This is a genomic window from Marinobacter lipolyticus SM19 (assembly GCF_000397065.2).
Taxonomy (GTDB): domain Bacteria; phylum Pseudomonadota; class Gammaproteobacteria; order Pseudomonadales; family Oleiphilaceae; genus Marinobacter; species Marinobacter lipolyticus.
Genome location: NZ_KE007306.1, coordinates 151,361 through 176,988 on the forward strand (window position 1 = coordinate 151,361; position 25,628 = coordinate 176,988).

Sequence of the window (25,628 nt, forward strand, 5' to 3'; positions counted from 1 at the left end):
AAGGGCACAAACCGTGCCAGCACAGCACGGTTTCATTCAGTAACCGCTTATTAACTCAGATCCAGGTGATGCTCGCGCTCTGCCCGAACCAACAGATTGGCCATGGTGCGCACGTCAATCAGGGCGCACATATGGTTAACCACGGTCCCCGCCAACCAGGGACGTTTGCTGCGAGCCGTGCGCCAACGCACCTCATCCGGCTTCAGGGTGAAGGATTGGGCAACGTCATCACAAGCCAGCCCCCAGTCACTGTTATCCAGCCGAATGACAAAGCGGTAGTTGTCACGGGCATTGGCAGGCGCACGCCCGGCCATGATCCATTCCGCGGTATCCACCACCCGCAGGTTGTGATCGCGATCCACGCGAATGCCCATGTACCACCGCGGACTGCCGGGAATGGGCTTGATGCCCTCCTCAATCCGGTGTATCGCACCCAGCAATATCAACGGGACCGCCAGTTGCAGGCCCGCCACGGTAAAAATCAGACACTCGAACGGTTGCTCGGACCACTCCGGGCGAGATGGCGGCGATGCTGACTCGGGTTCCGGTTCGGGTTGACTTACTTCAACCTTCGGCGTCGGTTTCCTGACAACAGGTCTCGGTGCCGGGTCCGGGGCGCGAGTCGGTTGCCGCTCAACGATCGGCTCCGTTACCGGTTGCGGTTCGGAACTCACGTCGACAGCAGCCACCTCTTCCTTCTGCGCGGTATCAGTCGCAGTATGCAAAAGATCGTCAAGATAACTGGCAATCGCGCTGGCGGGATCCGCCAGCTTTGTCAATTTATCGTCAGCCATGCTTACGCTCCCGATCCGCACCGGTGCGTGCCAACAAGTCATTCAACAGGTGAGTGTAAGCCCTGACGCCGTGGGTACCGGAATCCAGCGAGGACGGCACCACCCCACCCTGACTGGCATCCCGGAACTTGGTGTCCACCGGTATGGCAAACCGCCACAGCGTGTCCGGATAGGTTTTACGCAGAAGATTAAGACTCTTGGTGGATGCCTGGGTACGCCGATCGAACATCGTCGGAACGATGGTGTAGGCGAGTTCGTTTTTCTGGGACTTCATGATCATTTGCAGGGTATGCAGCATCCGTTCAAGCCCCTTGATCGCCAGGAACTCGGTTTGCACCGGAATAATCAGGTGCTGGGCAGCCGCCAGTGCATTCACCATCAATACGCCCAGAGACGGGGTGTTGTCGAGAATGACGTAATCGAAATCATCCCAGAGCTGCGCCAGCGCCCGGGAAATAATCAATCCCATGCCTTCCACGCCAACCATGCGGCGCTCCAACGTCGCCAGGGCCGTACTGGCGGGCAGCAACGAAACGCCCTTACAGCTGGTTTCTGTAATCAGCTGGGCCGCCAGGCCGTCTGGTACCTTGCCCTGATGCTGAAACAGGTTAAAGACACTCACGGCGATAGTATCGGGATCGTAACCGAACCAACTGGTCAGCGACCCATGAGGGTCCAGATCCACCACGAGAACCCGCTTGCCACGCTCGGCCAACAGCCCGGCCAGTGTCACCACCGAGGTGGTTTTTCCGACACCGCCTTTTTGATTGGCTACGGCCCAGATTCGCACGTTATGCTCTCCACTTGTCTATCCCCAGATTACCGACACCACACCAGATAATATCGGCAGCGCCCTCCTTAACTTGAACGTCATCGGTCACCTCATCGCACCGCGAACACTCGCATCACGGGAAATCAGGAGCACCACTCGCCGGTTGCGGCGCCGGCCTTCCTCGGTATCGTTGCGGGCGACAGGCTGGTGCGACCCGTAACCTACCGCGGCCAGGCGCTCGGGCTCCACACCTTCCATGGTGAGCATACGCACCACCGCCGCCGCCCTGGCAGCCGATAATTCCCAGTTGGAAGGATAGGCGTTGGTCCGGATAGGACGGTTATCGGTGAAACCTTCAACCTTGACGGCGTTATCCCGGTCACGCAGAACGCCCGCAATCTTCTCCACCACAGCAAAACCATCATAGTGGGGTTCTGCGGAACCACTGCTGAACAACAGACTGTCCGGAAGATTCAGTTCCAGCCAGCGCTCACTACTCTCCAGCGTAACGACGCCCTGGTTGATCAACTCATCGAACTCGAGGGCCAGCTGATCAGCCATAGCCCGCAGGGCTTCGGTTCTGCCTTCTTCGCTGATGTCCGGATTGCGAGGTGCTTCGGTAACGGCTGGCGCAATAATATCATCGGACTGCGCGGCGCCAGACCGCAGGGGCTGGTCGCCTACCTCGATGGGCTGGAAGGAACGTTGCGGTGCATTGAAAACGCCTGTCAGGGTTTCCGACAGTACTTTGTACTTGCCTTCATTGACTGACGAAACCGAATACATCACCACAAAAAAAGCGAACAGCAGGGTAATGAAATCGGCATAGGACACCAGCCAGCGTTCCTTATTATGAAGGTCGTCCTGAGGCTGCCTACGACGCCGCATATAACCGCCTGAATATCACTGCAGGAAGCCCCGCAGCCGTAATTCAATGGATTTCGGGTTCTCCCCTTCGGCGACGGCAATGATGCCGTCGATCATCATGTCTTCATAACGGGTGCGCTCCCGGACAATGCCACGCAACTTGTTGGCAACAGGGAAAAACAGCAGGTTTGCCAGTGCCACACCGTAGATGGTGGCTACGAACGCTGTCGCGATACCGCTACCGAGAGACTGGGGGTCTTCCAGATTGGTCATCACCTGAATCAGCCCCATCACAGCCCCAATGATACCAATGGTCGGTGAATAGCCGCCCATGGCTTCGTAAACCCGTGCCGATTCCAGGTCTCGCTGTTCACGGGAATCCAGGTCCACTTCCATGATGCTGCGGATTGTTTCCGTTTCGGCACCATCAACCAACAACTGGAGCCCCTTGCGGGCGAATCGTTCCGGCTCCTTTTCAGCCAGCCCTTCGAGCCCGAGAAGACCCTGTTTCCGGGCCTTGACGCTCCAGTCGATGACCTTGCCAATGCCATCTTCCAGGCTGACATAAGGCGGCACAAATACCCAGCGAGCCTGAATAAAAGCTCTTTTAAGCAGCGGCCAGGACGTTTGCAGGATGGTCGCCGCCAGCGTGCCGCCAATAACAATCAGGGCCGCCGGGCCATTAAACAATGAACTGAGGGCCCCACCTTCCAGCAGATTCCCTCCCAGAATGGCGGCAAACGCGAGGATGATACCCAGCAGGCTGAGAATATCCATCAGCTCACACCCTCGACCAACCTGGGGCCAATGTCGTTGAGCGGCAATACCTCATCGGGCAGGCCCGCCTTGGCCACGGCCATCGGCATGCCATATATCACCGACGATTTTTCGTCCTGAGACCAGATAACAGACCCGCTCTGCTTCATCAGACGGCAACCTTCCTTGCCATCCGACCCCATGCCCGTAAGGATAATGCCCAGAGTCTTGCCGGGAAAACTGCGGGCCAGTGAGCCAAACGTCACGTCCACACATGGCTTGTAATTGAGACGGTCATCCCCCGGCAGAATTCGCACACGGGCCTGGCCGCTACGGTTCTCGATCATCATCTGCTGCCCCCCCGGTGCCAACAGTGCCAGACCGGGCCGGAGTACGTCCCCTTCTTCCGCCTGCCGCACGTCTATGCTGCACAACCGGTTAAGACGCTCGGCGAACGCAGGTGTAAAACTGGCCGGCATGTGCTGAACCAATACGATCGGCGCTGGGAAGTCAGCCGGTAATGCTGTGAGTACCCGCTGCAGCGCAACCGGCCCACCTGTGGAAGTGCCGATTGCCACCACACTGTAATGCCTGGCTGGTGACCGACGGGATGGCGGCCTGGGCGCCGCCGTATCGGGAGCCGGCTCCACCGGAGAGCGGCGCGATGACGCCGACTGTACATCCGGGCGGGGACGAACTGGCGGTGATTGCCGCTCCTGGCGCGGAGCGGGTTTTGCTGTTGCCGCAGGCTGAGGACGTGTCGCGCCCAAGGGTTTGGCACCCGGGCGGCTACCAGCAACATCCAGGACCCGGCCAACCAGAATTTTCTGCAGCTGACTGGAATCCCGGGCAATTTCTTCAAAGTTCTTGGGCAGGAAATCGACGGCACCGGCTTCCAGCGCATCGAGGGTGACCCGGGCGCCTTCGTAAGTCAGTGACGAGAACATCAATACAGGCACCGGGTGACGCTTCATGATTTCCCGCACCGCGGAAATACCGTCCATTACCGGCATTTCGTAGTCCATGGTGATAACGTCGGGGCGCAGCTTCTCAGCCAGTTCCACTCCTTCCCGTCCGTTGGTGGCCACGCCAACAACGTTGATCTGACCGGATGCAGTCAGGATTTCCGTCAGGCGCTTTCGGAAAAACCCTGAATCATCAACAACCAGGACAGAAACTGTCATCCAATTCTCCTAAACCGAGGCTGCCCGTAGGCCTCAACCGTATTGTTGAAGCAGGCTGGGAACGTCAATAATCAGGGCAATTCGCCCGTCGCCGGTAATGGTGGCGCCCGCCATACCTGGCGTCCCCTGAAGCGCACGTCCCAAAGGCTTGATAACGACTTCTTCCTGACCGATGAGCTGGTCCACCACAAACCCCACCTGCCTTGTTCCCATTGCCACAATCACAACATGGGCATTGTCCGATTCGGGTTCACTGGCGCCTCTCACCAACCAGCGTTTTATATGGAACAACGGGAAAACCTTGTCCCTCACCACGATGCATTCACGTCCGTCCACAACATTGGTTTTGGAGAGGTCCAAATGGAAGATTTCCACAACGTTGACCAGAGGCAGTGCAAATGACTGATCCCCCAACATGATCATCAATGTCGGCATGATGGCCAGGGTCAGCGGTACCTTGATCACGATTCGCGAGCCCTTGCCCAGCTCTGACTCCACATTGAGCTGACCATTCAGCTGACCAATCTTGGTCTTCACTACGTCCATACCCACACCACGACCAGACACATCCGAGATCTGATCCTTGGTCGAAAATCCGGCGGCAAAGATGAGGTTGTAGCACTCATTTTCTGTCAGCCTGTCTGCCGCGTCCTGGTCGTAGAGCCCTTTCTCGACCGCCTTGCGACGCAACACTTCGGGATCCATACCGGCACCATCGTCCTCAATGGACAACAGGATATGATCGCCCTCCTGTTCCGCATTGAGGGTGACTGTGCCGGTGCGGGGCTTACCGGCTTTTTCACGGACATCCGGCGCCTCGATACCGTGATCCACAGAGTTACGAACCAGATGCACCAGCGGGTCTGAAAGAGCTTCCACCAGATTCTTATCCAGGTCGGTGTCTTCCCCGTGCATGACCAGACTGACTTCTTTTTTGAGACTGCGGGCAAGATCCCGCACTACCCTGGGGAAACGGCCAAAGACTTTCTTGATCGGTTGCATCCGCGTCTGCATAACAGCCGACTGCAAGTCAGTGGTGACCACATCCAGATTGGAAACCGCCTTTTGCATGTGCTCGTCGTCGCTTTGCGCACCAAGTCGCTGAAGGCGGTTACGAACCAGCACCAGTTCCCCCACCATATTCATGATGTCATCCAGGCGTTTGGTGTCGACCCGGACAGTAGTCTCGGCAGCAGGCCCCTGCTCTTTTGCTGCTGTCGCAGGCTGTTTCGTCTCGGCCTTCTCGGGCTGTTCAGGCTTGTCCGAAGGCTTCGGGGCCTCAGGCCCGGGTTTCGGCTCTCTGGCCACCGCCTCCTGGCCACTGCCAGTTGTTGGGCTGCCACCCTTGCCATGGAGGTCATCCAACAGCTTTTCAAATTCATCATCCGTGATCAGGTCGCCACTACTTTTTTCTGTCTGATCGCCGGTATCCGCATCTGGCTCAGCACCGTCCTCTTCCGCAGGCGCGCCCGCAAACTGCCCCTTGCCATGAAGTTGATCCAGCAGGGCTTCAAATTCGTCATCGGTAATCTCGTCCCCGGAGACACTGTTTTCTCCCTGCGATCCGGAGTCTGCTTCCTGATCGGGAACCGAACCGGATTGCTCACTGCCGTTACCCAACGCATCCAGAAGTTGCTCGAACTCGTCGTCGGTGATGTCACCATGATCCTCACCATGCCCTACGCCGATCTGTTCCGGCTGTTGAGGCTCTGGCACCGCCGCCGGGACACTGCCAGCTGGCTCCGCCAGGGCATCAAGGGCTTTGATCAGCTGACCAGGAGCCGGCGTCAGTTCTTCATGATTACGCACCTGCTCGAACATCGCATTGACGTTGTCCAGCGCTTCCAGCACCACGTCCATCAACTCCGAATCCACCTTGCGCTTGTGATTGCGAAGGGTGTCGAAGACGTTCTCAGCAGAGTGACAACAGTTGACCAGAGCGTCGAGCTGAAGGAAGCCCGCGCCCCCTTTTACCGTATGGAAACCACGGAAAATGGCGTTGAGGAGATCACTGTCGTCCGGATTCTGCTCAAGATCCACCAACTGCTCGGACAGTTTTTCGAGTATCTCGCCTGCTTCAACCAGGAAGTCCTGCAGGATCTCTTCATCGGCATCAAACGCCATGGGTTACCCTCTTCATTCAGAAACCGAGACTGGACAAAAGATCATCAACATCGTCCTGACCCGATACGACATCTTCACGCTCTTCAGCGTTCATCTGGGGGCCGACACCCTGTTCGGCGGACACTTCCGCTGACTCAATTTCATGCACGGTGCCTGTCAGCTGATCGACATGGCTGGCCATGACCACCAGGCTCAACAGATGCTCTTCAACTTCCTTCACCAGATTAGTGACCTTCTGAATCACCTGACCGGTCAGATCCTGGAAGTCCTGCGCCAACAGGATTTCAGACAGGTTGTTATAAATCGTGTCGGCATCCTCGGTCAGCGTGACAAAGAACCGGTCTATCCGACCATAGAGATCACGAAATTCCGCTGGTTGCATTTCCCGACGACGAAGACGCTGCCATTCGTCTCGCAGGGCCGCAGCCTCATCCCGAATCACATGCGCCCTGGGCATGGTTTCCTCGACCAGGTCCATGGTGCGGTTGGCCGCCTGACCGGTCATCTGTACAACGTATTCCAGCCGGTCGGAAGCATCGGTCATTTTCGACAGGGCTTCCTGCTGCTCCGCATTACGCGGGTCGATCTGGAAATTACGGATCGCCTCGTGGAGGCTGCGGGTGAGTCGGCCAACTTCCCGGTACAGACTTTGATCCCGAACCTCGCTGAGATCATTGATCAGGGTCATCGCCTGGGCATAGTCACCGGCATTGACGTGCTCAACCAGCTCGTTAGCCTGTGCGCGGAGTTTTTCCGTCACCTCAGGATCAAGGCCTTGCGGGTTCTTGTTGTTGCTATCACTCATGAGAGCCCATCCGACCTTGGGTTACTGGATTCGCTCGAAGATTTTTTCAATCTTCTCCTTGAGTACGGCTGCGGTAAACGGCTTCACCACATAGCCATTCACGCCTGCCTGTGCGGCAGCCACAATTTGATCCCGCTTTGCTTCCGCAGTGACCATGAGAACCGGAAGGGTTTTCAGGTTTTCATCAGCACGAACGGCTTTCAGCAGATCAAACCCGGACATGCCTGGCATATTCCAGTCAGTCACCAGGAAGTCATACTTGCCACTCTGCAACATGGGCAACGCTGTGTTGCCGTCGTCGGCTTCGTCGGTATTGGTGAATCCCAGATCACGCAGAAGGTTCTTGATGATCCGTCGCATTGTGGAAAAATCGTCCACAATGAGGATTTTCATGTTCTTGTCCAAAGGGACCTCCAGTTTGTAACACCCGGAATACGTTTTATCTTTCTGCCAATAATCAGGCAGGCCGGCGGATTTACCGCTTATTGTGTGGGGATTGCCCCAGTTGTAAAGCGTCGGTTACCAAAAGCTACAGATGGCCAACCTCAGTACACGTTGAACCGGCAGATTCCCGGCCTGCTAGTCAGTCGCTTCGCGGTGCCAGCCAGTCAGACGCCCACGAAGTCTCAGTGCGGCCTGACTGTGTATCTGACTGACACGGCTTTCACTCACTCCAAGAACAGCGCCGATTTCCTTGAGATTAAGCTCCTCCTGGTAATACAGGCTGAGCACCAGTTTTTCCCGCTCGGGTAACTCTTCGATGGCTTGCGCCAGACTTCGCTTGAACGCATCGGAGGTAATGTCATCCAGGGGATTATCACTGGCCTCTGCTTCTTCTAACGGCAGATCCCCGGATTCATTGAGCTCATCAAGACTAAAAAGTCTGCCACTGTTGGCATCACTCAGACTGGAATGGTACTCGGCAAGCTCCACTCCCAACTCGTCAGCGACTTCCTGATCCTGAGCTTCACGACCGAAACGATCTTCAACAGCTTTGATGGCCTGGGAAATACGGCGGGCATTGCGATGAACAGAACGGGGTACCCAGTCACCCTTGCGGATTTCATCCACCATGGCGCCACGGATCCGGATACCGGCATAGGTTTCGAAGGTGGCGCCCTTGGTAGAGCTATACCTCTGCGCAGCCTCCAGCAGCCCGATCATGCCGGCCTGCATAAGATCCTCAAGCTGGACCGAAGCCGGCAATCTGGCCATCAGGTGCAGCGCGATCTTCTTGACCAGCGGGGCATGCTCTTCAACAAGTCGGGAAGCGCCCTTGACGCCAGTTTTCTGATAGATTCCCAGGTGTTTCGCCAATGTCATGCATCCGGTTTTTATAGTGACAGGATCAATTTCAGACTTCGACGAGCCGCTCTACAAAAAACTCCAGGTGTCCGCGGGGTGATGACGGTAACGGCCAGTTATCGACTTTATCGGCCAGTGCCCTGATCGCCAGTGATGCTTTTGCCCTGGGGTAAGCTTCCAGAACCGCCTTCTGCCGCTGCACCGCTTTCTTGACGGCTTCGTCGTAAGGCACGATACCCACATATTGTAGTGCTACATCAAGAAACCGCTCAGTGACTCGGGTCAGTTTTTCGAAAAGATGCTTTCCTTCCTGATCATTACGCACCTGGTTGGCAAGAATACGGAAACGGTTCGTCCCATAATCGCGGTTCATCAACTTGATCAGGGCGTAACAGTCGGTAATGGAAGTCGGTTCATCACAAACCACCAGAAGCAGCTCCTGTGATGCTCTCAGGAAACTGACCACCGATTCGGAAATACCCGCCGCTGTATCCACAATGAGCACATCGATCTGGTCGCCGAGTTCGCTAAAGGCATTGATCAAACCAGCGTGCTCCATGGCGCTGAGCTGGGTCATACGCTGGGTGCCCGAAGAGGCCGGGACGATCTTGATCCCCCCCGGGCCGTCAACCAGAACGTCCTTCAGGTCGCAATCTCCTGCCAGCACATCCGACAGGTTACGGTTGGCGGTAATTCCCAGCAGAACATCGATATTGGCCAGGCCAAGATCGGCATCCAGCAACACGACACGACGTCCCTTCTGGGCAAGGGCAATTCCCAGATTGACCGAAACGTTGCTCTTGCCAACGCCGCCCTTTCCGCCGGAAACTGCAATCACCTGTACCGGATGTGGTTTACTCATACTTGGTTTTGTCTCTCGCCACGTTTAACCGAAGGCTCAGTTGTCATTCAACGGCGCCTGTTGCACGCCGGATACTCCGTCATCCGGTACGGTCGGGGATGATGTTCAGGCCCCCTCTGCCACCGCCTGTTGTTGCTGGAGCGCTTTCAGCCGCTCCACCGCCAGTCGAACCAGCGGCACGGCTTCAGCGTGATGCAAATCTTCAGGAATCTTCTGGCCGTCCGTGTAATAGGCCACGGGCAGGCCTGACTCCATAACAAATCCCAAAGACTCGCCCAGGGTAAGGGCCTCATCTATTTTAGTCATCACACAGCCCGCTAGATTAGCCATCTTATAGCAATGCCAAACGGATTTCATGATGCGTGGCTGGCTGGTAGCCGATACAACCAGATGGGGCCGAATCTTGTGATGGCTTCGGGCCAGCTCTGACAATTGCTGCTCGTAGCCCTTGTCAGAGCTGGTGAGACCAGCGGTATCAATCAACACAAGGTGACGATCGGACAATTCGTCCAGAATATCGTCCAGGGAGTGGCTCTCATCAACCACCCTGACCGGCACGTTGAGGATGCGGCCAAACACGAACAACTGCTCATGAGCGGCTACCCGGTAGCGATCGGTGGTGACCAGGGCCAGGGAGTCGGCGCCATGGCGGAGCACATGGCGCGCGGCCAGCTTGCCGATGGTCGTGGTTTTACCAGACCCGGTGGGTCCCACCAAAGCAAAAACACCGCCCTGATCCAGCCATTCGGTGCGGGACGTTTTCACACCGGTAGCCAGCATTTTCAGTGACTGTTTCCAGCCATCTTCCAGGCGCCCGCCATTGTGTCGGCGGGACAGGGAGCTGGCCAGTTCAAACCCTAATCCAAATTCCTGCAGGCGCTCGGAAAGCCGTTGCTGGACAGCGTTGGACGCAGGCTTCTTCGGCTCCTGAGCGCGGGTTCCCATCAGATCCCGCAACGAGCTGATCTCTGCACGCATCTGCGCCAGCTCGTCGGAATACCCCCTCGAGGTTCCACCGGCTGGTGCCGGCACATAACCGGATTCCACCTCGGGGGACTCAAGCCCCAGCGCCGAATCCTCAATGAGAGCCGTATTGTTGGCATAACCGTTGCCAATGCCTGCCCGCTTTTCACGGACTTCACGGATACGATCCCGGGAACGCCCAAGCTCATCTTCCAGGTGGCGATGTTGTTCCGCCTGCATTTCCGCCAAACGGGACCCATTGGTGGCTTCCCGGGCTTTGTCACCCAAGCGCTGACGCGCCATATTTTCGTCGTAGTCCAGTGCCGTCACAATTTCGACGCCACCATCCACCCGGCGATTGGAGAGAATCACGGCGTCCGGGCCCATCTGTTCCCGCACCTGCTTCAATGCCTCTGCCATGCTCTGAGCAAAAAAACGTTTTACTTTCATGATGCCTCATCCTCCACCGGCAACGCCGTGCCTGCGCTGTCCGCTTTGTCATCCGCCGCCGTTACTGGCCGACCGACGCCACAATGGTGATCTGTTTGTTATCCGGAACTTCCTGGTATGACAGTACGTGCAACCGTTCAACTCCATAGCTGGCAAACTTCGCCAGCACCGGTCGCAATGGGCCTGACACCAGTAGAATCGCTGGCTTGCCCAGCATTTCCTGGCGCTGGACACTCTCCTGCAGGGATCGCTGCAGTTTCTCCACCATGTTCGGTTCCAGCACCAGCCCTATGTCTTCCTGACCGCCGGATTGTTGACTCTGTTGAACTGACTTCAGCAATAACTGTTCCAGGTCTGGATCCAGGGTAATAACCGGAATTTCCTGCTCATTGCCACAGATACTCTGAACGATCATACGGCGCAGCGCCTGACGGGCTACCGTCGTCAACAGTTTCGGGTCCTGACTCCTGGGATGGACGTTAACGATAGACTCCGCAATCGAGCGCATATCACGAATAGGCACTTCTTCCTTGAGCAGATTCTGCAGCACCTTCAGCAGCAAGCTGATGGAAATGGTGGTCGGTACCAGCTCTTCAGCCAGCTTGGGAGAAACCTTTTCCAACTGGTCCAGCCACTTCTGGGTTTCTTCGTGGCCGAGCAGTTCATGGGCGTGTTTCTGCAACACCTGATTGAGATGGGTGGCCACCACCGTACTGGCATCTACAACTGTATAGCCGAGGGTCTGTGCCTGGTCCTTCTTTTCCGGCTCAATCCAGCTGGCGTCCAGGCCAAACGCCGGGTCCTTGCCGGCAATCCCCTCGATCTTGCCGAACACCTGGCCCGGGTCGATGGCCAGTTCACGATCGGGATGAATTTCCGCCTCGGCGAGCGTCACCCCCATCAGAGTAATGCGATAGACGTTGGGCATCAGATCCAGGTTGTCACGGATGTGTACCGACGGCATCAGGAATCCGAGATCCTGAGACAGCTTCTTGCGTACCCCCTTGATACGACTCAGCAACTGGCCGCCCTGGGACTTGTCTACCAACGGAATCAGGCGATAACCTACTTCCAGCCCCACAATGTCGACGGTGGCAACGTCATCCCAGCCCAACTCCCGGGTTTCGCCGGGCGCTGGCAAGGCCTGACCATGATCGCCACCATCTCCACCAGGCGGCAGATCACGCCCCGCCGGCTGCATACCACCACGAACGGGGAACACACCTTCCTCTTCGATAGTCTGGCGTTCACGCTTCCAGATAAGATAAGCGGCTACTGCGGCAATGATCCCCAGACCAAGAAATGCCACATGCGGCATCCCGGGAATAAGCCCCAGAATAATCAGGATCGCGGCTGCGATGGACAGCGCCTTGGGCGCACTGAACATCTGCTGCAGGATCTGCCCCCCCATGTCCTGACTGGACGTAACCCGAGTCACCATAATCGCGGCAGACGTCGACAGCAGCAGCGACGGGATCTGTGCCACCAGACCATCACCAATGGTCAGCAAGGCATAGTTCTGTGTGGCGGTCCCGAAATCCAGACCATGCTGCAACATGCCGATGGCGATACCACCAATCAGGTTGATGGCCAGAATCAGCAGACCGGCGACCGCATCGCCTTTGACGAACTTGCTGGCACCGTCCATGGAACCGTAGAAATCCGCCTCCTGGGCAACCTCGGAACGACGGTGCTTGGCCTCCTCCTGATTGATCAGGCCGGCGTTCAGATCGGCATCAATGGCCATCTGCTTGCCGGGCATGGCATCCAGGGTAAAGCGCGCGCTGACCTCCGACACCCGGCCAGCGCCTTTGGTCACCACCAGGAAGTTGATGATCATCAGAATGGCGAACACCACCAGGCCGACGGCGTAATTGCCGCCGATCAACACCGCACCAAAGGACTCAATCACCTTACCGGCGGCATCACCGCCCTCGTGGCCGTTGAGCAACACAATCCGCGTGGAGGCAACGTTCAGCGCCAGGCGCAACAGGGTCGCCACCAGCAGCACCGTCGGAAAGGACGCAAACTCCATTGGCCGCAAGGCGTAGACACACACCAGCAGGATCACAATCGACAAGGTGATGTTGAATGTGAAGAAAACGTCCAGCATGAACGCCGGCATCGGCAGTATCATCATGCCCAGCAAGCCCATCAGCATGATGGGTATACCAAGGTTTCCCCGCGTCAGGGATTTGACGTTGTTCAGGACTAAAGCTCTGTCCATGCCCGGAAACTCTCCACGTGGCTGTGCCTGAAGGCGCTCAATGGGTCGAAAATATGACGCCAATGCGTCGTTTGCAGGGGTATCGCAAGATCCGTACCACCCCTTACGGGATTTCACATCCCAGTGCCTGACGCGACCTTCCAGATACGGTATCCTTGCGCCATTCCGACACAGCCGACAGATGACAGACATAGGTGACCACCATGCCAATCCACGAGGTTAAACACCCCCTGATCCGCCACAAGCTCGGCCTGATGCGCCGCGCGGATATCAGCACCAAGAATTTTCGTGAACTGGCACAGGAAGTTGGTGCCCTGCTGACCTACGAAGCCACCCAGGACTTCTCCCTGCAGGAGAAAACCATCGAGGGCTGGGCCGGCCCGGTCAAAATCGAACAGATCCAGGGTAAAAAAGTCACCATCGTGCCAATTCTCCGCGCTGGCATGGGCATGCTGGACGGCGTCCTCAGCCTCATTCCAGGTGCCCGCGTCAGTGTGGTGGGCCAGATTCGTGACGAAGAAACTCTGGAAGCCAGTACCTACCTGGAAAAACTGGTGGGCGAGCTGGACCAGCGTATGGCCATGATTATCGACCCGATGCTGGCCACTGGCGGCTCACTAATCTCGACCATCGATCTGCTGAAGAAGGCTGGTAGCACCGAGATTCGCGCGCTGATTCTGGTAGCGGCCCCAGAAGGCGTTCAGAAAGTCCTGGAAAAGCACCCGGACGTTTCTATCTATACGGCCTCAATTGACGAGCGCCTCAACGAGAAAGGCTATATTCTGCCCGGACTTGGCGATGCCGGCGATAAAATTTTCGGCACCAAGCAGAAGGACGTCTGAACATGCAGGATCACACCAACGACCCGATCTGGAAGCAGGCTATAGCGGGCTCGCAAATGCTGCTGGTGGCCTTTGGCGCGCTGGTGCTGATGCCACTGATCACCGGCCTCGATCCCAACGTCGCCCTGTTTACTGCCGGCCTCGGCACGCTGATCTTCCACATCGTTACCGGCGGTCAAATTCCCATCTTTCTTGCCTCCTCGTTTGCTTTTATCGCCCCGGTGATAGCTGCCAAGGGCCGTTTCGGCCTGGAAGAAACCATGGGCGGCCTGATGGCTGCAGGTATTCTCTATATCATTCTGAGCGGTGCTGTCCGGCTTCGCGGTACCGGATTCGTTACCCGGCTGCTGCCACCCGTGGTGATCGGCCCAGTCATCATGGTGATCGGCCTGGGGCTTGCGCCGGTGGCTGTGCATATGGCCTCGGGTCGTAGTGGCGACGGCGCCGCTGAACTGGTGCCCTATGACACAGCCATCTGGATTGCGATGATTTCCTTGGTGGTGACCGTCATCATGTCGGTGTGGGCAAAAGGCATTTTCCGCCTGATTCCTATCATGTTTGGCGTGATCGTCGGCTATACCCTCTCCGCTTTTGCCGGCGTCGTGGATCTGACGCCCGTGCGCGAGGCACCCTGGTTCGCCGTTCCGAATTTTGTCGCACCGGCCTTCAGCTGGAGCGCCATCCTGTTCATGATCCCGGTGGCTATTGCACCGGCCATTGAACACATTGGCGACATCCTTGCCATCGGCAACGTGACCCGCAAGAACTACCTGGAAAAGCCTGGCCTGCACCGCACCCTGCTGGGTGACGGCCTGGCCACCAGCGCTGCATCCCTGCTGGGCGGACCACCCAACACCACCTACTCGGAAGTCACAGGCGCCGTGGTACTGACCCGCAATTTCAACCCGAAAGTGATGTGGTGGGCCGCGATCATTGCGATTACCCTGGCCTTCGTCGGCAAATTCGGCGCGGCCCTGCAAACCATCCCGGTACCGGTAATGGGCGGCATCCTCTGCCTGCTGTTCGGCTCCATTGCGGTGGTCGGCCTGAATACCCTGATCCGCCACCAGGTCGACCTGTCCCAGTCGCGCAACCTGGTGATCGTTGCCATCACCCTGGTGTTCGGCATCGGCGGCATGGCCATCGGCCAGTTCGAAGGCATTGCCCTGAGCGCCGTGGTGGCGGTTGCCCTTAACCTGATACTGCCAGGCACACGTGAAGCCTGGGGAAAGGCCATCTATGAGCAAAAAGCCGACTGACAGTTCCGGCATCAGCTTTACCGCCCTCTACACCGGTGCCGTCTGGCACCGGAACGGGCTGTCCGATGACGTCCTGACCACCGAACAGGGTCGTTGGCTCTATCACCTGATGAGCCCCTTCGAAACCGCCAGCAAGGCGGCCATCGGCGGCAACATCCGCACCTTCCTGCTGCAACGGCACCTGATCATCGACCATTTGATCGACCAGGCGATTCAGGAAGACGACGTCGACCAGGTACTGGAAATCGCCTGCGGCATGTCCCCCAGAGGCATCCGATTGCGGGAGAAACACCCAGGCATCAAAATGGTCGAAGCCGATTTGCCCGACATGGCCGCCCGCAAAGCGGCCCGCCTCCTGGCGGCAGGTCACCTCGGCGAGCAACACCAGGTCACCCCCATTGATATCCTGGCCGACAGCGGCGAGAACACCCTGGAAGCCGTAGTCGCCCGCACCTTCAACAACACCAAACCTATAGTGGTCGTCACCGAGGGGCTGACCAGCTACTTCTCCCTGGAAGTCATCACCGAATTCTGGAAACGCCTGGCCAAAATCCTGGCTGACCGCCCCGGTTCGGTGTACCTCTCAGAAAGTTACCTGATGCCAAAGCAACCGCTGCTACGTTCTTCCCTCAAAACCCTCGGAGGCCTCCTGGGCACCATGACACGCAGCCAGGTCAGCTTCCACTTCGACGATGACCAGCAGGCGCGAAACCACTTCCAGGCCAGCGGGTTCCCTTCCGTTCGCGTCTACAACCCCAGCGAGTTCTACGGCCTGCTGCCAATCCCTGAAAGCCGGCATGATCCTATGGTTCGGGTTATTGGTGCTCGGGTCTGAGTTTGGGCTTTTTGATCTTGTAGCCTGACGGTTTCGGTGAAGGGTGGTTGTGGTTGCCCCCTCCCAAAAATTTCGGAGGCCATGGATGGCCGGAGAGAAGCGCACATGGATGTGCTCGTAGCGGTTTTTGGGAGGGGGCAACCACAACCACCCTACCCCACAACCATCAGGCTACGAAAACAAGCTCAAACATCCCGCCGCATATCCGGCGGAATCGGAAAGTCCGGTATACCGGGCCGGTCACCGCGCCCCTTGCGGAACTGCCGCAGCTGGAAGACGTAGGCCAGCACCTGGGCAATGGCCATGTAGAGGCCATCGGGAATCTCTCCCCCGACCTCGGTGTTGTGATACACCGCCCGGGTCAGCGGCGGCGTTCTCAGAATCTCGACTTTGTTCTCGCGGGCAATCTCCATGATCTTGAACGCCATCTCATCAGCGCCCTTGGCCACCACAATCGGCGCCGCCATGGATTTTTGGTCATACTTCAGGGCCACGGCATAATGGGTCGGGTTGGTGATGACCACATCGGCGCCCGGCACGTCCTGCATCATCCGGCGCTGGGCCATTTCACGTTGCAGTTGGCGGATACGGCCCTTCACTTCCGGCTTACCTTCGGTGTCCTTGAACTCGTCTTTCACCTCCTGCTTTGTCATGCGCAGTTTCTTCTGGTGATCGAAGATCTGGAACGGCACATCGATGGCGGCGATGATGATAGTCGCGGCAGACAGGAAGAAGAAGGTCCATCCCAGGGTCCAGAGTACATGCTCCATGGCCGGGATCGCAGGTTCCTCGGCAATGCTCAGCAGATCGTCTGTCCGCAGATTGAGGATCAGGATAGCGAGTGCCAGCACCAGCCCCACTTTCAGGATGGCCTTGACCAGTTCGATCACCGACCGCAGGGAGAACATGCGTTTCAGGCCCTTGATCGGGTCCATGCGGTTGAGCTTGGGCGCTATGGCTTTGCCGCTGAACAACAGGCCGCCGATACCGATGGAGCCGGCGATGGCGGCAACCAGGAGCAGGATCAGGATCGGTGACAGGGCAAGTGCCGCTTCTTTGGCGGAGGCCAGGAGCTGTATGCTCATGTGGCGGGTATCGAAGATGGCGGAGCGTTCCAGGACGAAGCTGTCGCGCATGATGTTTTCGAGGGAGGCGCCCAGGCTGGCGCCAAACATCAGCAGGCCGCCAGCACCGGCCATCAGCACGGCCATGGTGGCCAGCTCTTTCGAACGGGCGGTCTGGCCGTCCTCCTTGGCTTTTTCCAGCCTTCGGGGGGTGGCCTCTTCCGTTTTTTCCTGACTGTTGTCGTTTTCTTCAGCCATCAGGGCTGCCCTTGCAGGTTCCGCATGAACTCAAAGGTTTCTCGAGTGTACTGTTCGAAGTGCGGCAGAAAATTGGCGTGCAGCACCCATATGGAGAACAGTCCAAAAATCAGGCCAATTGGAAAGCCCAGGGCGAAAATATTCATCTGAGGGGCCGCTCGGGTCATCACGCCGAACGCAATACTGACGATCAGAACGGCGGAGACCGCGGGTAATGCGAGCAGCATGGCGGACACGAACATCCAGCTGACGCGGTGTGCCAGTTCCCAGACCCCGACCTGACCCAGGCCTTCAAAGCCGACAGGCAGCGTCCGGAAGCTTTCGATGAAAATTTCGAACATCACCAGATGGCCGTTCATGGCGAGGAACAGCAGGGTGATGGTGATGGTGTAGATCTGGGATAGCACCGGGACGTTGACGCCGTTGGCGGGGTCGACCATGGAGGCGAAGCCCAGGCCCATTTGCATGGCGATCATCTGGCCGGCGACGACGAAGAGTTGCCACAGAGCGGTCATGGCGAATCCCATGCCCACGCCGATGAGAATTTGTTGCAGGGTGATCACCACTGCGTCGGCACTGAATGCTTCCACCTGGGGTGCCGGCGGGAGCAACGGCACGATGAGGATGGTGATGAGCAGGGCCAGCCCCAGGCGTGCTCTGGCCGGTACCAACTGAGTGCCGAAGATGGGGACGACCATCAGGAAACTCGCGATGCGAAACAGGGGCCAAAGGTGCTGTCCAACCCACTGGCCGATCAGGTCAGCGCTGATTTCGGTCGGTATCATCAATCAGCCAATCAGGTAGGGAATGCTGGTTATCAAGCCTTCCGCGTGATCGAGCAGTTTGGTCAACATCCACGGGCCGGCGGCGATGATGACGATCAGGGTAACCATCAGTCGCGGCAGGAAACTGAGGGTCTGTTCGTTGATCTGTGTAGCGGCCTGGAAGGTGCTGACCACCAGACCGATCACCAGGCCAGGGCCGATGATGACGCCAGACAACAACACGATCATCCACAACGCTTCACGGACGATGTCTATGACGGTTTCCGGGGTCATACGCGGCTCCTATATCCCGTAACTGGCGGCCAATGTACCCATGATCAACGCCCAGCCGTCCACCAGGACGAAGAGCATGATCTTGAACGGCAGCGAGATAATGATCGGTGACAGCATCATCATGCCCATGGCCATCAGCACGCTGGCCACGACCATGTCGATGATCAGGAAGGGAATAAACAGTATGAAGCCAATCTGGAAGGCGGTTTTCAGCTCGCTGGTGACAAACGCGGGCAACAGCACCCAGAAGGACACATCCTCCGGCGAATCATACTGTTCGTCCGCAATACGCATAAACAGCCCGAGGTCGCTTTCCCGGGTCTGGCCCAACATGAATTGGCGGAACGGCATGCTGGCGCGTTCGACCGCTTCCAGCGAGGTAATCTCTTCGGTCATATAGGGTTGCAGGCCAACCCGGTTTGCCTCTTCCAGTACTGGTTTCATGATGAAGATACTGAGGAACAGGGCCAGCCCCAAGAGAATCTGGTTGGACGGAGTCGCTTGCAACCCCAGGGCCTGACGCAGGATGGCAAACACGACGATGATGCGGGTGAACGACGTCATCATCATCAACATGGCTGGCAGAAACGTCAGCGCGGTCATCAGCGCCAGGATCTGCAGGGTAACGGAATACTCCTGCACACCCTGCTCCTCGCCCGGAGTCATGGTAAACGCGGGAATGCCGGGAAGGTCCGCGAATACCGCCGGACTCCAGCCCGCCAACAGAATCAGGGGTGTCAGGTAAAGGCATCGCTTCAGGTAAACCGGAATCATCGGGTCAGCCTTCCTTCGATGATGGAGCGTTCCAGGACTTGCCAATCATGCCCTGCAGGCGGCGGGCAAAGTCACTGGAAGAGCCCTGGCCAGGGGTAACGACCGGCTCGTCAAACACGTGCAGGGTGCGGATGGCGGAAGGGGTGATGCCCACCAGTATCTGCGTACCACCCACGTCGATCAGGGCGATACGTTCCCGGGCGCCCAAAGCCATGACGGAAACCACCTTGATGGCCTGGTTGTTCATGCCGGTCATACCATTCATGCGACGAATGATCCAGGCGCAGCCGTATATGATCGCAATGACCGCAAGCAGGCCTCCGCCCAGGCTCAGCATGGTGATCAGAGTGTCCGGAGCCCGATTACTCTCTTCCCGCACGGGGGGTTCTTCTGCCAGTGCCAATACTGGCAGCAATCCAGCCAGGACAACCATGCCGAAGCCGCGCCAGCGCCGGCTGAAGAGTCCGCTCATCTGCGCCATACTACTTCTGCAACCGCTTGATCCGCTCGCCCGGACTGATGACGTCGGTGAGTCGAATGCCGAACTTTTCGTTAACCATGACAACCTCACCATGGGCGATAAGGGTGCCATTAACCAGTACATCCAGAGGTTCACCCGCCAGGCGATCCAGCTCAATAACGGAGCCCTGATTCAACTGCAACAGGTTACGAATCGGAATCTGGGTGTTGCCCACTTCCATCGAAATTGTGACTGGAATGTCCAGAATGACGTCCATATCCGGCGCAGGTCCACTGCCGTGGGTCACACCGGTGGTTTCATCGAACTCCTCCATCGGCGCGGCGCGGACGTTGTCATCGCTACCCTCGCCTTCCTCGGACGGCTCCGCTTCAGCCATGGCCGCGGCCCATTCATCCTCGCGGGAACCGCCGTCGTCACCGGACTCTTCCATGGCGGATTCCCACTCAGCTGCGAGCTTTTCGTCTTCGCTCAGTTCCTGATCGTCTTTTTTGTCGTCGTCAGCCATTGCGTCCCACCTTCAGTTGTTTCTTGACCCTGGGCAGCGTTGCCCGTTCGTGAATTCTCAGTGCCAGTTTTCCGTCACGGGTTCCCATGGTGGCCTTGTAGATCGGAATGCCATTGGCGGTGACCGTCAGAAAATCGGGAACTTCCACCGGTATGATGTCACCGGCCTTCATCTTGGCGATGTCACGCAATGATATCCGTCGGCGACAGACCGTGGAGTTGACCGGCACGTTGACTTCCTTGATGTCTTCCTGCAAGGCGTTGACCCAGCGTTCATCAACATCGTCAATGTCACTCTGAACCCCGGCATCCAGTACATCCCGAATGGGCTCTATCATGGAGTATGGCAGCGCCATATGCAGTTCACCGCCACCACCATCCAGCTCGATGTGGAATGTGCTCACAACCACCACTTCGCTGGGGCTGACGATGTTTGCCATGGCGGGATTCACCTCAGAACTGAGGTACTCAAAATCCACCTTCAGTACGGCATGCCAGGCTTCCTTCATGTCATGGAAAACCTGATCCAATACCATCTGCACTATGCGGGTTTCGGTTGGCGTAAATTCGCGACCTTCGATCTTGGCGTGCCGTCCCTCGCCGCCAAAGAAGTTATCCACCAGTTTGAATACCAGCTTGGCGTCCAGAACAAACAGGGAAGTCCCCCGCAGTGGGCGGATCTTGCACAGGTTGAGACTGGTAGGCACATACAGAGTGTGTATGTACTCCCCGAACTTCATGATCTGTACGCCCCCGGTCGAGACGTCGGCATTCCTGCGCAGCAGGTTGAACAGACTGATTCGGGTGTAACGGGCGAAACGCTCGTTGATCATTTCGAGGGTGGGCATCCGCCCACGGACGATCCGGTCCTGGCTGGCAAGGTCATAGGACTTTATACCGGCTTCATCGGTTTCCTCATAGGTATCGATATCCCCATCATCCACACCGTGGAGAAGGGCATCGATTTCATCCTGTGACAGTAGGTCCTGCATACGTTTTCCTGCCCTGACAAGCCGCCCGTTACCGGGGCCCTATTGCACCACAAAATTCCTGAACAGCACTCGTGTCAGAGGCGCTTCCCCTTCTTCCTCGAGCACCTGATTGACAGTCTGCAGCATGCGGTCGGCCAACGCGGTCCTGCCTTCCGGGGTCTGCAACTCCATAAAGTCGCTGTTTCCAAGCAGCGAAACCAGCTGACTGCGAATCAATGGCCGATGCAGCTCAGCAGCCGCCAGTGTCTGTTCGCTATTGGCTTCCAGCGAAAGATGGACCTGAGCGTAACGCTGACGGCCGCCATCCGCCTGGATGGTTGTTACCAATGCCTTCTCGATATCCAGATAGACACTGGGTTCGAATACGCTGACCGCCTCTTCATCTCCAGACGCACCGTCGTCGCTCATCCCCGGCAGCCCCCCACCGAGGAACCAGAGGGTGCCGACCACAGAAAGCCCTACCGCCAGAATGATCACCAGCACTAGCAAAATTATTAGCTTCAGCTTGCCCTTTTTGGCCGGCGGCGCTGCAGGGGTGTTGTTTTCAGCCATATCCTTCCAATCGCCAAAAATCCGTCATCCGGATGGTTTATCGGTACTTACGGGGTATTCAAGCAAAGGTCGGGCCAAAAGCCCGATCCAGCTGATTCAGAACAGCAGTTTAGCGTTGTGGGGAAGGATGGGCAAAGGAGAATCGAGGATGGGGCCCGAAGGCCCCGCAGAACACTTCAGGCAAAAATATCTACTTCGCCTTTCCAGGTCAGATCAAGGTCGCCGGACTGTGCGCCAGGCTCATCGGAAGAGGCCTCAGCCACATCGTGACCGGAGCGGCTTTCAGGATTATCACTCTCGCCATCGCCCCCCTGTTCCTCGGTTTGTTGCCGGGACGAATCGGCCACATCGAACTGTTCCAGGGACAATCCCTGCTCGTTGAGCATGTCCCGCAAGCGGTGGCTATGCAGTTCCAACTGATCCCGGACCACCGGATTGGCGGAGTGTATCGTAATGTTTGCCTGCTCCTGCTGAACCTTGACCCGGACTTCCATGGGGCCCATATCTGGTGGCGTCAAATGGATTTCGGCAACGGACAATTTATTGGCAGTCAGCCAGGTCAGTTTCCCCACCAGCTTGTCGCCCCACTCGGCATGCCCGACCGGCACATCCACAGAGGTAGCATACCCCTTGAGTCCAGCAGCCTCTGCAGGCGGCCTGGCATTGACCAGCTGTTGAGCGGAGGAATCAGCCAGCGTTTGCAGCCTGCCGGCGGCAAGCAACGTGGTGCTGTCCTGGACGCGCCCGGACTCCGGGGTCAATGCCGTCAACGCTTCGGTTAGCTGAAAGCCGGTGTTCCCCGGCTGCCCGGGAGTCGTCATTTCACCGGGCATGCCCGGCATTTTGCCCACGATACCTGCCAATCCCGGTATCACAGGTGCCTGTCCAATAACGGCTCCAGACTGCGCTGCACCGCCCGATGCACCCGCGGCAGGAGTCAGTAATGCCTGCAAATCAGCAAAGGTCGGGATGACAAGTTCCTCAGGCATACCGGCTTCAAGCGGCTGCCCTTCCGGCACCTGGGTATCTACCGATACCTCACTGTCGGATTCAGACGTCCGCACGGCTGCGCTGTCGTCCGTCCGCGTGCCACGAGCACCGTCTGCCCTGCCCGTGTTATCCACCCGGGCGTCCTTTCGGTCTTCAGGGTTGTTGCGAGCTTCCTGACGGCGTTGCGTCTGGTCGCGCTGATCCGCCTGTTTGCGATCCAATCGCTTTTGCTCGGCGCGGGAAATGGAATCAAACTGGCTATCGCCGGATTTTTCGTGACCCACCGGCGTTTTCTTGCCACCGGTATCGGGCTGCCCTCCCGGGGCTGGGGTTTGTGGTAAAACCATCTGGGACATGGCAACCTCTTGCCGCTCAATCAGGGTTTGAGTTCAGTATTTCCTCGTTACCCGAATTACAGCAAAAGCGATGCCATCCTTTGCAGAGCTGCGAATTAGTCCTTGAGAATCCGCTCCAACATGCTTCGTACCTGATGAAACTCCGAATCAATCTCTTGCAAAAACGGGCCCGCATCGTCCAAGCGCATTTCCCGCCCGGCACTCTCTACTTCCAGGCACAAGGCGCCGAGCCGAGGTGCACCTATATTTATACTGCTTCCTTTGAAACTGTGCGCCGCTTTAACTAACGCATCGGCATCACCCGTTTCAAGCGCATTACGTATGGATGCCAATCGGTCGACGGAATCGCTGATGTAGGTATGAATCAAAACGTCGAACTCATCCTCCATCACATCCTTTAGCTCCGCCAGAGCTTCTTCATCAAGGTGCGGCTTGTCGTTCATGACGGCCCCCCGTGTTGAGTGATGGCCTCCCCCTCAGGGGCTCCGGCCTCAGAAAAGTGCCAATCATATACGATTTCAACGTGATTGCCCCGCTCCCTGAAAGTCAACGACCCAGCCAGTCTCTGCAACAGCATCAGACCTCGGCCGGCATAGCCTCGCCCTATGTCGGCTGGCCCCGGATGGTTTTGGTAGTCGAACCCGCGACCACTGTCTTCGCAAACAATGACCAACTGCCCTCCGGAATCGGTCATCGAGTGGGTCAGGCGAAACGTGATAAAATGATCGCTCACTTTACTCAAGCGTCGCTCCCTTTCAGCGTAATAACGGCCGAAGCCGTCTGCGGTTCTCTTCCATTCTGATGGCAAGCCGAGAACCCCATGCTCCAGAGCATTGGTATACAGCTCCGATAACAGGGTGTAGATCTCGCCACTTCGGCGCCTCAGTGCCGGTACTTCCATGCAAATATGAAGCAACAGAGGCAATGGACTGAATTGTCCCAGGGTTCTGTCCCTGACTTCATAAACGCAGTGCCACTCAGCGGGACCCTCAAGGGCAGATAATGGAACCTCATCCGATAAGCCACCAAGGGCTTCACTTGCCGCCATATCCAGAGTGACCAGGGTCAGATCATCCTGGTCAAGCCGGCCACCGGAAAAAGCCCGTACCCGATCAATAATGGCGTCAAAGATATGAACCCCGTCAGTCAAAGCGTTCAGGGTACTGACCACGCCTCGGTCGCCAAACATATCACCCTGATCACTTGTCGTTTCCAGCACGCCATCGGTCATAAACATCAGGGTATCCCCCGGATGAGCCTGGATGACCGTCATCGAGGCATCAAAGCGGGTAGCATCCAGAACCCCCAGCGGCAGATGAGACGAGGGCAGAGACCGCCGACTACCATCCTGACGGATTAGCCAGCCATCAGGCAACCCGCCGTTCCAGATCTGCACCTGACTGAGCGCGAAATCCGCCTGAATCATGGCCGCACAGCAGAACATGCCCGCAGGTAGAATGCGTTTGAGCTTCTGATTGATTTCCCTCAGCACATCGCTGCCACTGAATCCCTTGGCAGTCATGCCATAAAAAATCTCCGCCACCGGCATAGCCCCTACAGCCGCCGGCAACCCATGCCCGGTGAAGTCTCCAATCAATATCTGGATACCACCGGCAGGGCTCGGCGAGGCAAACAGGATGTCGCCGTTGAAAATCGACAGGGGTGAGGCGTGGTAACGAATGCTGTCGGTATCCAGACAACCGGTATGGGCGATGTTGTCAAAGACCCGCTTGGCAATATGCTGCTCTTCAGTCAGCTTGCGATTGCGTTCGTGAATCAAATCCCGATGTTCGCTGATGGTCTGGTGCATCAGTCGCATACGGTTAAATGCGTTGATTTTCGCCTCAATGATGACCCGGTTGTAGGGTTTGGTCAGGAAGTCATCGCCACCAGCTTCCAGGCAACGGGCCAGTGCATCGGCATTGGTCAGGGAGGTCAGGAAAATCAGCGGTACCAGCCGTTCACCCGCCAGGGCCTTGATCTTCCTGGCCGCTTCCATGCCATCCATCTGCGGCATCATGGCATCCAGAAAAACAAGCTGGGGGGAGGCCTGACGGAACAGCTCTACCGCTTCGACACCATTGGCGGCATCCAGCACATCATGACCAAGGCGGCGTAACAGGGTTTTCAGGATGAGTCGATCGCTGTCACTATCGTCAGCGATCAGTATCAGGAGCGAGCGATTGCCAGTTTGAGAATCATCCACACTGGACCTCCCGAAGGGTTTATGCCCCTCCGTCAGCGGATCGCAAACAGCTGCTCGAAATTGGATATGGCCAGGATTCGGCGAACGTCACTGTTACAGTTCTCAATACTGATGGTGGCCCTGTCGCCTCCGGCGTAATCACGCAGTAACAACAACATACCGAGAGCAGAGCTGTCCAGATACGTTGTATCGGACAAATCCACCACGTAGCCCTTTATTTCCTGGTCACCATGCTCATAGGCGTCACGGAAGGCCTGATGTGTACTGAAATCAAACCGGCCGTCAATCTTTATGATCAGGGTCTGACCATCCTCGCTGCGACGCGTATGAATAGGCATTCCTGGTCCT

Annotated in this window: 27 protein-coding genes; 3 read left to right on the forward strand and 24 right to left on the reverse strand. The window is 57.3% G+C overall.

Features of this window, described 5'->3' with window-relative positions:
• Nucleotides 1-50 precede the first annotated feature (50 nt).
• The 12 genes from MARLIPOL_RS00685 to flhA all read right to left on the reverse strand — a co-directional run bounded on the left by MARLIPOL_RS00685 (nucleotide 51) and on the right by flhA (nucleotide 13,109).
• Nucleotides 51-794: a chemotaxis protein CheW gene (locus tag MARLIPOL_RS00685; protein WP_012136118.1), complete on the reverse strand. Its 744-nt coding sequence runs from the start codon at nucleotides 792-794 to the stop codon at nucleotides 51-53.
• Entirely contained in the window at nucleotides 787-1,584 is a 798-nt protein-coding gene (locus MARLIPOL_RS00690; RefSeq protein ID WP_012136119.1) for a ParA family protein, read from the reverse strand. The genes MARLIPOL_RS00685 and MARLIPOL_RS00690 overlap by 8 nt, the downstream gene beginning before the upstream one ends.
• An 87-nt stretch (nucleotides 1,585-1,671) precedes the next feature.
• Entirely contained in the window at nucleotides 1,672-2,454 is a 783-nt protein-coding gene (gene motD / locus MARLIPOL_RS00695) for a flagellar motor protein MotD (RefSeq protein ID WP_012136120.1), read from the reverse strand.
• Nucleotides 2,455-2,469: 15 nt separating this feature from the next.
• Entirely contained in the window at nucleotides 2,470-3,210 is a 741-nt protein-coding gene (locus MARLIPOL_RS00700) for a flagellar motor protein (RefSeq protein ID WP_012136121.1), read from the reverse strand.
• Nucleotides 3,210-4,373, reverse strand: coding sequence for a protein-glutamate methylesterase/protein-glutamine glutaminase (locus MARLIPOL_RS00705; protein ID WP_012136122.1), 1,164 nt, complete (start codon nucleotides 4,371-4,373; stop codon nucleotides 3,210-3,212). The genes MARLIPOL_RS00700 and MARLIPOL_RS00705 overlap by 1 nt, the downstream gene beginning before the upstream one ends.
• Nucleotides 4,374-4,406: 33 nt before the next feature.
• On the reverse strand, nucleotides 4,407-6,497 hold the full coding sequence (locus tag MARLIPOL_RS00710; protein WP_012136123.1) for a chemotaxis protein CheA: 2,091 nt from the start codon (nucleotides 6,495-6,497) through the stop codon (nucleotides 4,407-4,409).
• Between the two features lie 16 nt (nucleotides 6,498-6,513).
• Nucleotides 6,514-7,302 carry a protein phosphatase CheZ gene (locus MARLIPOL_RS00715; protein WP_012136124.1) on the reverse strand — a complete coding sequence of 263 codons (789 nt, stop codon included), beginning with the start codon at nucleotides 7,300-7,302 and terminating at the stop codon, nucleotides 6,514-6,516.
• Between the two features lie 21 nt (nucleotides 7,303-7,323).
• Nucleotides 7,324-7,707 carry a chemotaxis response regulator CheY gene (gene cheY, locus MARLIPOL_RS00720; protein ID WP_012136125.1) on the reverse strand — a complete coding sequence of 128 codons (384 nt, stop codon included), beginning with the start codon at nucleotides 7,705-7,707 and terminating at the stop codon, nucleotides 7,324-7,326.
• Between the two features lie 174 nt (nucleotides 7,708-7,881).
• The gene (locus tag MARLIPOL_RS00725; RefSeq protein WP_012136126.1) at nucleotides 7,882-8,625 is read right to left on the reverse strand and encodes an RNA polymerase sigma factor FliA; all 744 of its coding nucleotides are present in this window, start codon (nucleotides 8,623-8,625) and stop codon (nucleotides 7,882-7,884) included.
• A 31-nt stretch (nucleotides 8,626-8,656) separates the two neighbouring features.
• A complete protein-coding gene (locus MARLIPOL_RS00730; protein ID WP_012136127.1) occupies nucleotides 8,657-9,469 on the reverse strand; it encodes a MinD/ParA family protein in 813 nt (270 codons plus the stop codon).
• A gap of 105 nt (nucleotides 9,470-9,574) precedes the next feature.
• The gene (gene flhF / locus MARLIPOL_RS00735) at nucleotides 9,575-10,882 is read right to left on the reverse strand and encodes a flagellar biosynthesis protein FlhF (protein WP_012136128.1); all 1,308 of its coding nucleotides are present in this window, start codon (nucleotides 10,880-10,882) and stop codon (nucleotides 9,575-9,577) included.
• 61 nt (nucleotides 10,883-10,943) lie between these two features.
• Nucleotides 10,944-13,109: a flagellar biosynthesis protein FlhA gene (gene flhA / locus MARLIPOL_RS00740; RefSeq protein WP_012136129.1), complete on the reverse strand. Its 2,166-nt coding sequence runs from the start codon at nucleotides 13,107-13,109 to the stop codon at nucleotides 10,944-10,946.
• A 203-nt stretch (nucleotides 13,110-13,312) separates the two neighbouring features.
• Between flhA and upp the strand changes: the two genes are divergently transcribed.
• From upp to MARLIPOL_RS00755, 3 genes are read left to right on the forward strand one after another with little or no spacing between them, the layout of a single operon-like run.
• Entirely contained in the window at nucleotides 13,313-13,951 is a 639-nt protein-coding gene (gene upp, locus MARLIPOL_RS00745) for a uracil phosphoribosyltransferase (RefSeq protein ID WP_012136130.1), read from the forward strand.
• A gap of 2 nt (nucleotides 13,952-13,953) precedes the next feature.
• Nucleotides 13,954-15,210, forward strand: coding sequence for a uracil-xanthine permease family protein (locus MARLIPOL_RS00750; protein WP_012136131.1), 1,257 nt, complete (start codon nucleotides 13,954-13,956; stop codon nucleotides 15,208-15,210).
• Entirely contained in the window at nucleotides 15,191-16,045 is an 855-nt protein-coding gene (locus MARLIPOL_RS00755; RefSeq protein ID WP_012136132.1) for a class I SAM-dependent methyltransferase, read from the forward strand. Before MARLIPOL_RS00750 ends, MARLIPOL_RS00755 begins: the two co-directional genes overlap by 20 nt.
• A gap of 185 nt (nucleotides 16,046-16,230) precedes the next feature.
• Here MARLIPOL_RS00755 and flhB read toward each other — a convergent pair whose 3' ends face one another.
• The 12 genes from flhB to MARLIPOL_RS00815 all read right to left on the reverse strand — a co-directional run bounded on the left by flhB (nucleotide 16,231) and on the right by MARLIPOL_RS00815 (nucleotide 25,618).
• The gene (gene flhB / locus MARLIPOL_RS00760) at nucleotides 16,231-17,367 is read right to left on the reverse strand and encodes a flagellar biosynthesis protein FlhB (RefSeq protein WP_012136133.1); all 1,137 of its coding nucleotides are present in this window, start codon (nucleotides 17,365-17,367) and stop codon (nucleotides 16,231-16,233) included.
• Nucleotides 17,367-18,152 carry a flagellar biosynthetic protein FliR gene (gene fliR / locus MARLIPOL_RS00765; protein ID WP_012136134.1) on the reverse strand — a complete coding sequence of 262 codons (786 nt, stop codon included), beginning with the start codon at nucleotides 18,150-18,152 and terminating at the stop codon, nucleotides 17,367-17,369. Before fliR ends, flhB begins: the two co-directional genes overlap by 1 nt.
• Nucleotides 18,153-18,155: 3 nt before the next feature.
• Complete coding sequence (gene fliQ, locus MARLIPOL_RS00770) at nucleotides 18,156-18,425, reverse strand: flagellar biosynthesis protein FliQ (protein WP_012136135.1); 270 nt, start codon at nucleotides 18,423-18,425, stop codon at nucleotides 18,156-18,158.
• 9 nt (nucleotides 18,426-18,434) lie between these two features.
• Nucleotides 18,435-19,199, reverse strand: a complete 765-nt coding sequence (gene fliP / locus MARLIPOL_RS00775) for a flagellar type III secretion system pore protein FliP (protein WP_012136136.1) — start codon at nucleotides 19,197-19,199, stop codon at nucleotides 18,435-18,437.
• Between the two features lie 4 nt (nucleotides 19,200-19,203).
• Nucleotides 19,204-19,671 (reverse strand): flagellar biosynthetic protein FliO, encoded by a 468-nt coding sequence (fliO, locus tag MARLIPOL_RS00780; protein WP_407638033.1) that lies wholly within the window; start codon nucleotides 19,669-19,671, stop codon nucleotides 19,204-19,206.
• 10 nt (nucleotides 19,672-19,681) lie between these two features.
• The gene (fliN, locus tag MARLIPOL_RS00785; protein WP_012136138.1) at nucleotides 19,682-20,185 is read right to left on the reverse strand and encodes a flagellar motor switch protein FliN; all 504 of its coding nucleotides are present in this window, start codon (nucleotides 20,183-20,185) and stop codon (nucleotides 19,682-19,684) included.
• Nucleotides 20,178-21,176, reverse strand: coding sequence for a flagellar motor switch protein FliM (gene fliM / locus MARLIPOL_RS00790; RefSeq protein ID WP_012136139.1), 999 nt, complete (start codon nucleotides 21,174-21,176; stop codon nucleotides 20,178-20,180). Before fliM ends, fliN begins: the two co-directional genes overlap by 8 nt.
• A gap of 39 nt (nucleotides 21,177-21,215) precedes the next feature.
• Nucleotides 21,216-21,728 carry a flagellar basal body-associated FliL family protein gene (locus tag MARLIPOL_RS00795; RefSeq protein ID WP_012136140.1) on the reverse strand — a complete coding sequence of 171 codons (513 nt, stop codon included), beginning with the start codon at nucleotides 21,726-21,728 and terminating at the stop codon, nucleotides 21,216-21,218.
• A gap of 176 nt (nucleotides 21,729-21,904) precedes the next feature.
• Nucleotides 21,905-23,074 carry a flagellar hook-length control protein FliK gene (locus MARLIPOL_RS00800; protein ID WP_012136141.1) on the reverse strand — a complete coding sequence of 390 codons (1,170 nt, stop codon included), beginning with the start codon at nucleotides 23,072-23,074 and terminating at the stop codon, nucleotides 21,905-21,907.
• 95 nt (nucleotides 23,075-23,169) lie between these two features.
• A complete protein-coding gene (locus MARLIPOL_RS00805; RefSeq protein WP_012136142.1) occupies nucleotides 23,170-23,517 on the reverse strand; it encodes an Hpt domain-containing protein in 348 nt (115 codons plus the stop codon).
• The gene (locus MARLIPOL_RS00810) at nucleotides 23,514-25,280 is read right to left on the reverse strand and encodes an ATP-binding SpoIIE family protein phosphatase (RefSeq protein WP_012136143.1); all 1,767 of its coding nucleotides are present in this window, start codon (nucleotides 25,278-25,280) and stop codon (nucleotides 23,514-23,516) included. The genes MARLIPOL_RS00805 and MARLIPOL_RS00810 overlap by 4 nt, the downstream gene beginning before the upstream one ends.
• Nucleotides 25,281-25,312: 32 nt before the next feature.
• Nucleotides 25,313-25,618, reverse strand: coding sequence for an STAS domain-containing protein (locus tag MARLIPOL_RS00815; protein ID WP_012136144.1), 306 nt, complete (start codon nucleotides 25,616-25,618; stop codon nucleotides 25,313-25,315).
• Nucleotides 25,619-25,628 lie beyond the last annotated feature (10 nt).